At 39.8% G+C, this 7,635-nt stretch carries 7 protein-coding genes; 2 read left to right on the top strand and 5 right to left on the bottom strand.

The window, feature by feature from the left end:
* Positions 1–175: 175 nt before the first annotated feature.
* Complete coding sequence (locus tag ACSLUK_RS04385; RefSeq protein ID WP_448547300.1) at positions 176–1,624, bottom strand: glyceraldehyde-3-phosphate dehydrogenase; 1,449 nt, start codon at positions 1,622–1,624, stop codon at positions 176–178.
* Between the two features lie 153 nt (positions 1,625–1,777).
* Between ACSLUK_RS04385 and ACSLUK_RS04380 the strand changes: the two genes are divergently transcribed.
* On the top strand, positions 1,778–2,581 hold the full coding sequence (locus ACSLUK_RS04380; protein ID WP_448547299.1) for a DUF2989 domain-containing protein: 804 nt from the start codon (positions 1,778–1,780) through the stop codon (positions 2,579–2,581).
* A gap of 16 nt (positions 2,582–2,597) precedes the next feature.
* Here the strand turns inward: ACSLUK_RS04380 and msrB are convergent, their stop codons facing one another.
* Together msrB and gnd are read right to left on the bottom strand one after the other, a co-directional pair.
* Positions 2,598–2,975, bottom strand: coding sequence for a peptide-methionine (R)-S-oxide reductase MsrB (msrB, locus tag ACSLUK_RS04375; protein ID WP_448547298.1), 378 nt, complete (start codon positions 2,973–2,975; stop codon positions 2,598–2,600).
* A 28-nt stretch (positions 2,976–3,003) separates the two neighbouring features.
* Complete coding sequence (gene gnd / locus ACSLUK_RS04370; protein WP_448547297.1) at positions 3,004–4,539, bottom strand: NADP-dependent phosphogluconate dehydrogenase; 1,536 nt, start codon at positions 4,537–4,539, stop codon at positions 3,004–3,006.
* A 241-nt stretch (positions 4,540–4,780) separates the two neighbouring features.
* On the opposite strand from gnd, the gene gap reads away from it, so the two are divergent.
* Entirely contained in the window at positions 4,781–5,809 is a 1,029-nt protein-coding gene (gene gap / locus ACSLUK_RS04365; protein WP_448547296.1) for a type I glyceraldehyde-3-phosphate dehydrogenase, read from the top strand.
* A 173-nt stretch (positions 5,810–5,982) separates the two neighbouring features.
* Here gap and ACSLUK_RS04360 read toward each other — a convergent pair whose 3' ends face one another.
* Both ACSLUK_RS04360 and ACSLUK_RS04355 read right to left on the bottom strand, forming a co-directional pair.
* A complete protein-coding gene (locus ACSLUK_RS04360; RefSeq protein WP_448547295.1) occupies positions 5,983–6,651 on the bottom strand; it encodes a bifunctional 4-hydroxy-2-oxoglutarate aldolase/2-dehydro-3-deoxy-phosphogluconate aldolase in 669 nt (222 codons plus the stop codon).
* On the bottom strand, positions 6,648–7,634 hold the full coding sequence (locus tag ACSLUK_RS04355) for a glucokinase (protein ID WP_448547294.1): 987 nt from the start codon (positions 7,632–7,634) through the stop codon (positions 6,648–6,650). Before ACSLUK_RS04355 ends, ACSLUK_RS04360 begins: the two co-directional genes overlap by 4 nt.
* Between the last annotated feature and the right edge of the window lies 1 nt (position 7,635).

Below are 7,635 nucleotides of genomic sequence, written 5' to 3'. Positions count from 1 at the left end.
ACGTAACCATTTCCAGTTCGTGTTGTTGCGGGGATGGCTCTCTTAACATGGTTCATTATTGTGAATTTCCATGTTTTTATTAGATCAAAGTCCTAGACTACTGTCTAGGACTTTGTCATCAGTCTGAAAGGTGCCATTTGGCACCTTTCGAACATTTTACATTATGATATGTAGCTTATTTAGCAGGTAACGTTGGCACTTTAATGTTAGCCATTTCGTGCATTACTCGTACAACCTGACAGCTATAACCAAACTCGTTGTCGTACCATACGTATAGCACTGCACGATCTTCGTCAACGATAGTCGCTTCAGAATCTACAACACCAGCATAACGTGAACCAACTAAATCAGTCGATACGATTTCTGTAGAAGCTGTATAATCAACTTGGTTACGTAAATCTGAGTCTAATGCGATTTGACGTAAGTAGTCATTTAAACCGTCAGTAGTCGTAGCTTCTTTTAAGTTTAAGTTCATAATTGCCATAGAAACGTTTGGCGTTGGAACACGAATCGCGTTACCTGTTAATAAACCTTTCAATTCTGGTAGTGCTTTAGCCACTGCTTTTGCAGCACCAGTAGATGTGATAACCATATTTAATGGAGCACTACGACCACGACGAGGTGATTTGTGGTAGTTATCAATTAAGTTTTGGTCGTTTGTATATGAGTGAACAGTTTCAACGTGGCCGTTCTTAATACCAAAACGATCATTTACTGCTTTTAAAACAGGTGTAATTGCATTCGTTGTACAACTAGCAGCAGATACAATCTTATCTTCATCTAAAATCATGTCATGGTTTACACCATAAACGATGTTTTTAATGTCACCCTTAGCTGGTGCTGTTAGCAATACTTTGCTCACACCTTTTGATTGTAAATGTTGACCAAGACCTTCTTCGTCACTCCAAATACCTGTATTATCAACCACTAAAGCGTCATTAATACCGTATTGCGTGTAATCAATTTCTGAAGGCGATTTAGCGTAAATTACTTTTATAAACGCACCGTTTGCTTTAATTACGTTGTTTTCTTCATCAATGGTAATGCTGCCGTTGAATGCACCATGTACAGAATCGCGACGTAATAAACTCGCACGTTTTGCTAAGTCGCCGTCTTTGCCTGGACGAATAACGATTGCGCGAAGGTTTAGTTTTGCACTTGGGCCAGCACGCTCAATTAAAAGGCGAGCTAGTAAGCGACCAATGCGACCAAAACCGTAAAGTACAACGTCTTTACTTTCTTGCTCTTCTGCGCCTTTAGAGATTTCAGTTAATTCTTTTTCTAGATATTGTTCAATTGAAAGGCCATTTGCAGCGCCTTTAAATAAATAGCTATACGCCAATTTACCCACATCGATGCGCGCTGGAGCAAGTGGCATTTTGCTTAATGCTTCAACGAATGGGTAGCTTTCACGTAAACGTAATTTGCTTTCTTCATGCAAAGCAACTGATTTGTGAGCTTTTATAATGTCGATCGCAGAAGCGTTAACCAAAGGACGACCATATACAGAAATTTCAATTCCTTTGTTTCTAAATAATTGGCCAATAATCGGCTGCATATTTTCTGCAAAAGTTTGGCGTTCTTGCCAGCTAGTTTGATATTGTTGCTCAAGATGAGACGTCATTACGTAAACCTTTTATTTCAGTCAATTGAACGATAGGCTATCATTGATTATACAAATAAATCATGAATAGCCAAATGCGCGCGTATTGTAATTCAACATGAAATATTTCGCCACTGGTTACACAAATTATTTCACTAAAATTAGGCAAAATAGATGAAAGTGACTCTAGTTGTTTTATTAGGCTTAGCCACCTTGAGTGTAGGTTGTGATAATGGTAATAATTTTGCCACGTTATGCGAAATGCACCCTGAAATTTGTAATGAGTTTGAAGAAGATTCTTGGTGTAAAAAAGAAAGAATTGACGTAGGTTTAGCTAATTTAGCAGATAAAGAAAAGCCGAATGAACTCAATAAGTTTAATCGTCTTATTGCATACGAAAGCTACAGCAAGTGTATGGCCCATGCGTCTAAAATTGAGCACATTAAGCTAAAAGAAAAGAAAACAAAGCGCATCAATAACTGGATGAAAGCGCAAGAAAAAATTGAAGAGCTTTCAAATGAAACGAAAAATATGACCCACCCTCGCCTACTTTATTTTCACTGGACTCGTCATTTAGATGAAGAAGCGTTACATAAATTTCTCGCTTTAGAGGGAACAAAAGCGATGGAAAATCCAGAATCTTTGTTCGATTTGGCAACCTATTATATTAAACGAGATCCCGACAAAACATTAGGGTTACTTTATCACGCCTTAGAACTATACAAACCACAAGCGAAAATAAACGTAGAGATATTTAAATCGCTGTCTTCAATTTATGCGGATAAAAATGAACCTAAACAATCTTACATTTGGCTAAAAATGTTGGCGTTGTATGACCCTGAAGATGCAGATATTACTGAGAATACTTTGATTAATTTCACAGCTCAGCACAATCTCGACCAAGCGTTCTTGGACAAAGTGGCAGCGTCTACATTAGATAAAATTGAAGAGGGGCAGTTCAAAGCCCCGAAATATTAGGTGTTATAAGACTGCGTTATTCTTCTTTTTTAAAGTCTAAACTCAAAGAGTTAACGCAGTATCGCTTACCCGTTGGTTGTGGTCCATCATCAAATACATGCCCTAAATGTGAATCACAATGAGCACATAATATTTCAATACGCGACATGCCATGCGTATGATCTTCACGGTATGCCACTTGTTTTTCAATACTCTGATAGAAACTTGGCCAGCCACAGCCCGAATTAAACTTAGCTTGTGAAGTAAATAAACGCTGCTCACAACAGGCACAATGATAGGTTCCATTTACCCAGTGATCGTTATAGATGCCAGTAAAAGGCCGTTCTGTAGCAGCGAGCCGACAAACTTGATAGGCTTCAGGCGATAGTTTTGCTTTGTACTCTTCGTCTTTCATGCTCGCTCCTTTGTGATTTAGTCATTGATTAGCTGATAGCTAACATTGGCCTGTCTGCCTGAGACCACTCAACATGAAACTTTTTGCCTGCAGCTTTATCCACACGTTCAAACGTGTGCGCGCCAAAAAAGTCACGCTGGCCTTGAAGTAAGTTTGCTGGTAATACACCGCTTCTCATGGAATCAAAATAAGAAAGCGATGAAGCTATCGCCCCCGCTGGAATACCCATAAGTGTAATTTGTGCAACGGCTTTACGCCAATTCATCTGATGACCATTGAGTTGTTCAATAAAGAACGAATCAAGCAATAAATTCTCTAATGCTTCATTTCGTTCAAACGCTTCCGTTATTGATTGCAAAAATACCGCACGAATAATGCAGCCTGCTCGCCAAATTTTGGCTATGCTAGCAAAATCTAACGACCAACCATGCTCTTTTTCAGCAAGCTTCATTAATTGGAAACCTTGTGCGTAAGCGCATATCTTTGCACAGTAAAGCGCATCATGAAGGTAATCAATAAATGTTGATTTTTCAGCTTCTGACAATGTTAATTTTTCAGGGCCGTTTAGTTGCTGACTAGCTTCTGTACGGAGTGCTTTAAACGAAGAAATTGAACGTGCATAAACGGCTTGTGCAATTGTCGGCGCTGGAGTGCCAAGTTCTAAACTGCTCATTGCTGTCCATAAGCCAGTGCCTTTTTGACCCGCTTTGTCCAAAATCAAATCAACCAACGGCGCACTACTGCCGTTTTCCTCAACAGTGTGACGTAACACTTCAACAGATATTTCCATTAAGTAGCTATCTAACGGGCCTTTATTCCATTGTTCGAATATGTCAGCGATTTCAGCCACGGAAAGACCAACACCTTCTCGTAATACATGATATGCCTCACAGATAATTTGCATATCAGCATATTCAATCCCGTTGTGCACCATTTTAACGTAATGCCCAGCACCAGATGGACCGATATAGGCAGCACATGGCTCTCCATGATTAACCACTTCGCCTGGCTTAGTTCTTTCAATAGGTTTACCGGTAGAAGGATCTACTTTCGCTGAGATTGCTTCCCAAATAGGTTTGATACGAGTCCACGCATAAGGCGAGCCACTCGGCATTAGCGCAGGACCAAAACGAGCCCCTACTTCACCACCAGACACAGCTGACGAAAATAAAATAAATTGATTTTGATACTTTTTCTCTCTGGCAACAGTGTCTACCCATAAGCTGTTACCGGTATCGATAACTATGTCGTCAGGCTGAATACCTGCACCAATTAGACTAGCACAAACCTGATCGACAGGTTCGCCGGCTGGAACTGACAAAACAATAAGGTGTGGTGCTTTTAACTTTGATAAGAGCTCGGTATAAGAAGAACATCCAATAACACGTGGTTCACCAGATTGTTTTTCCGCAAGATCTTGCGCAATTGCATCGTCAACTTTTTCTTTATTCAAATCAAAAGCCGCAATTGAGTACCCATTATCAGCTAAATTGAGCACTAAATTTTTGCCCATTACGCCCAATCCAATAAAGCCAATGTCGCACTGCACGTTTGATTGTGTCATTTTATTTCTTCCGTTACGTCGAACTCGTCTTAAATTGTGGCGCATTCTACCACGCAAACACCATTATTGCTAACTATAATCCGTATTTAACCCATTAATAACCAACGCATATAAACACATAACACAATTCGTAATAATATTTCTTTTGTTATGATATATCACTATATGGAGCAATTAAAACTTGTAATATCGCAAATTTGATGTAATTTTACTACATTATGTAAATTTGATAGGGTGAGTTATGACAATTAGAGTTGGAATTAACGGTTTTGGGCGTATTGGTAGATTTGTGTTTAGAGCTGCTGCGGAAAGAAATGATATTGAAGTTGTAGGAATTAACGACCTTATCGACATCGATTATATGGCATATATGCTCAAATACGACTCAACGCATGGTCGATTCCAAGGTACGGTCGAAGTGCGAGGCAATACGCTAATCGTAAACGGAAAAGAGATACGCGTTACCGCTGAACGTAACCCTGAAGCATTGAAATGGGATGAAATAGACGTTGATGTAGTTGTTGAATCTACTGGCTTATTCTTAACTGACGACGCTGCCCGTCAACACATTCGTGCTGGTGCTAAAAAGGTAGTTATGTCTGCCCCTTCCAAAGATGACACTCCTATGTTCGTTGTTGGGGTAAACGAAAACAGTTATCAAGGTCAAGAGATTGTATCTAATGCTTCTTGTACGACAAACTGTCTTGCGCCTATCGCTAAAATCCTTAACGATAACTGGGGGATCAAAGACGGTTTAATGACAACCGTTCATGCCACTACTGCAACTCAAAAGACAGTAGACAGCCCATCTGCTAAAGATTGGCGAGGCGGACGCGGAGCAGCACAAAACATAATCCCATCGTCAACGGGCGCAGCCAAAGCTGTGGGTAAAGTTATTCCACAGTTAAATGGCAAGTTAACGGGCATGGCATTTCGTGTACCAACGCCAAATGTTTCAGTTGTTGATCTTACAGTTAATCTTGAGAAACCTGCCACCTATGAAGAAATCTGTCAGGCAATGAAATCAGCAGCTAACGGTCCGTTAAAAGGTATTTTGGGCTATACAGAAGACGACGTAGTTTCAAATGATTTTATCGGTGAGACTTGCACATCAGTATTTGATGCGGGAGCTGGTATTGCATTAACAGATACTTTCGTTAAGGTTGTTTCATGGTATGACAATGAAATTGGCTATTCTAACAAGGTGTTAGATCTTGTTAGCTATATATGTGAATACAGCCAGAGTGAAGGCATTCTTAAGTCTGCTTAACTTATACCAATCTAATAAAGTTACAATGCTACTCATATGAGTAGCTTTTTTGTGTGCGTTGTTACAAAACTGGAAGGTAGTTCCAGAATTAATCCTAAAACTAAAAAAAAATGCGCTGTTTGCGCATTTTTTATACTTGTACGTGTGACTAAGTTACAGCGCACCCGCCCAAATCACAGTTGACTTGATGATGCTAAATTAACATGCGCCAACGCTTCTTTTGCTAATTGGGTTATTTTTCCCCAATCCTTTTGATTGACGATTTCGTCAGACACCAACCACGAGCCACCACAACACGCAACATTCTTTAACGCCAAATAATCATTGATATTATTCAAGTTGATTCCGCCTGTTGGACAAAAGCGTATGTCTGGAAATGGTCCACCTATTGATTGAATGGCTTTAACACCACCTGAGGCTTCAGCTGGGAAAAACTTGAAGTGATCATATCCAGCATCAATACCATCCATCAATTCAGAAATAGACGAAATACCAGGTATCAGTGCGATATCACCTTCTTTACCTGCTTGTAATAGATCCTTAGTTAATCCTGGGCTAATCGCGAATTTTGCTCCTGCATCTGCTGACTGTTGCAATAACTCTCTGTTAGTCACAGTACCAGCACCCACAACGGCTTCAGGTAATGCATCAGCAATTGTTCGTATAACATCAATTGCAGCTGGCGTTCTAAGCGTAACTTCCAGTACTTTTATATCAGCAGCCAATAACGCTTCAGCAATAGGTAAAGCATCTTCAACATTCTTAATTACTAATACTGGAACAATTGGTCCCATATTAAACAAATCGTTTGGCGACACTTGCCAATTTTGAGATAACGTCATGATTCCTCTTTATTATGTTGGCGAAGATAGGCCGAAGCACCTAATATGCCCGGTTGTGATTCCGTAATGACATATGTAGGAATCGCTTGATTAAATCGGGTAAAGCGCCCTTTTTGTTCAAAACGATTTCTAAAATCACTATTCTTCAAATATTCAATAAAACGTGGCACGATTCCGCCTGCAATGTATACACCACCAAAACTTGACATAGTCAGTGATAAATTGCCGGCGAAACTACCCAGTGTTTTGCAAAATTGTGCAAGCGTTTGTACGCAATAATCACATTCATTTGCCAGTGCTTTAGCAGTAATGTCTTTAGCAGTAATGTCTTTAGCAGTATCAAATTTAGGCTCAATATCATTTATTTGACATATTGCATGATAAATCTGCTCAATACCTAAACCCGAAAGAAGTTGCTCATAAGACACATGCTCGTATTTTTCTAACAACTTCTCGAGTATCTTTATTTCTTGTATATCAATAGGTGCGAAGTCGACATGACCGCCTTCTCCACCAACACTTACCCATTGTCCATCCACGGGGAATAAATTAGCTACTCCTAAGCCAGTGCCTGGGCCACAAATGGAAATAGGATAGTTTTCAACTGCTTCTCCATCGCCAATTTTCACTTTTTGGTGTTCAGCTAAATGCGGAACGGCATGGGCAATAGCGGTATAATCGTTAATCAATAGCAGCTTTCTAAAACCAAAAGTGGTTTTAAGCGCCGACTTAGAAAACTGCCAAGGTAAATTCGTCAGCTTTATTAAATCTTTGTCGACGGGGCAAGCAATAGCGAAACAGGCATTTATTTCAGAATTTTCTAGTTTAAATTTCTCAATATAATCCGCAACGATACTTTCTAAGGATGGGTAATCCTTACATTGATAAACAACTAAACTCTCTGTTTCGCCGTCCGGCAAAGCTTGTCCAATGCGTAAGTTAGTACCGCCAATGTCGGCAACTAGGTTTACTACGTTATTCATG

The organism is Thalassotalea fusca (assembly GCF_053485835.1).
The sequence above is the reverse complement of the archived record's forward strand: the minus strand, read 5'-3'. Positions and strand labels throughout refer to the sequence as shown.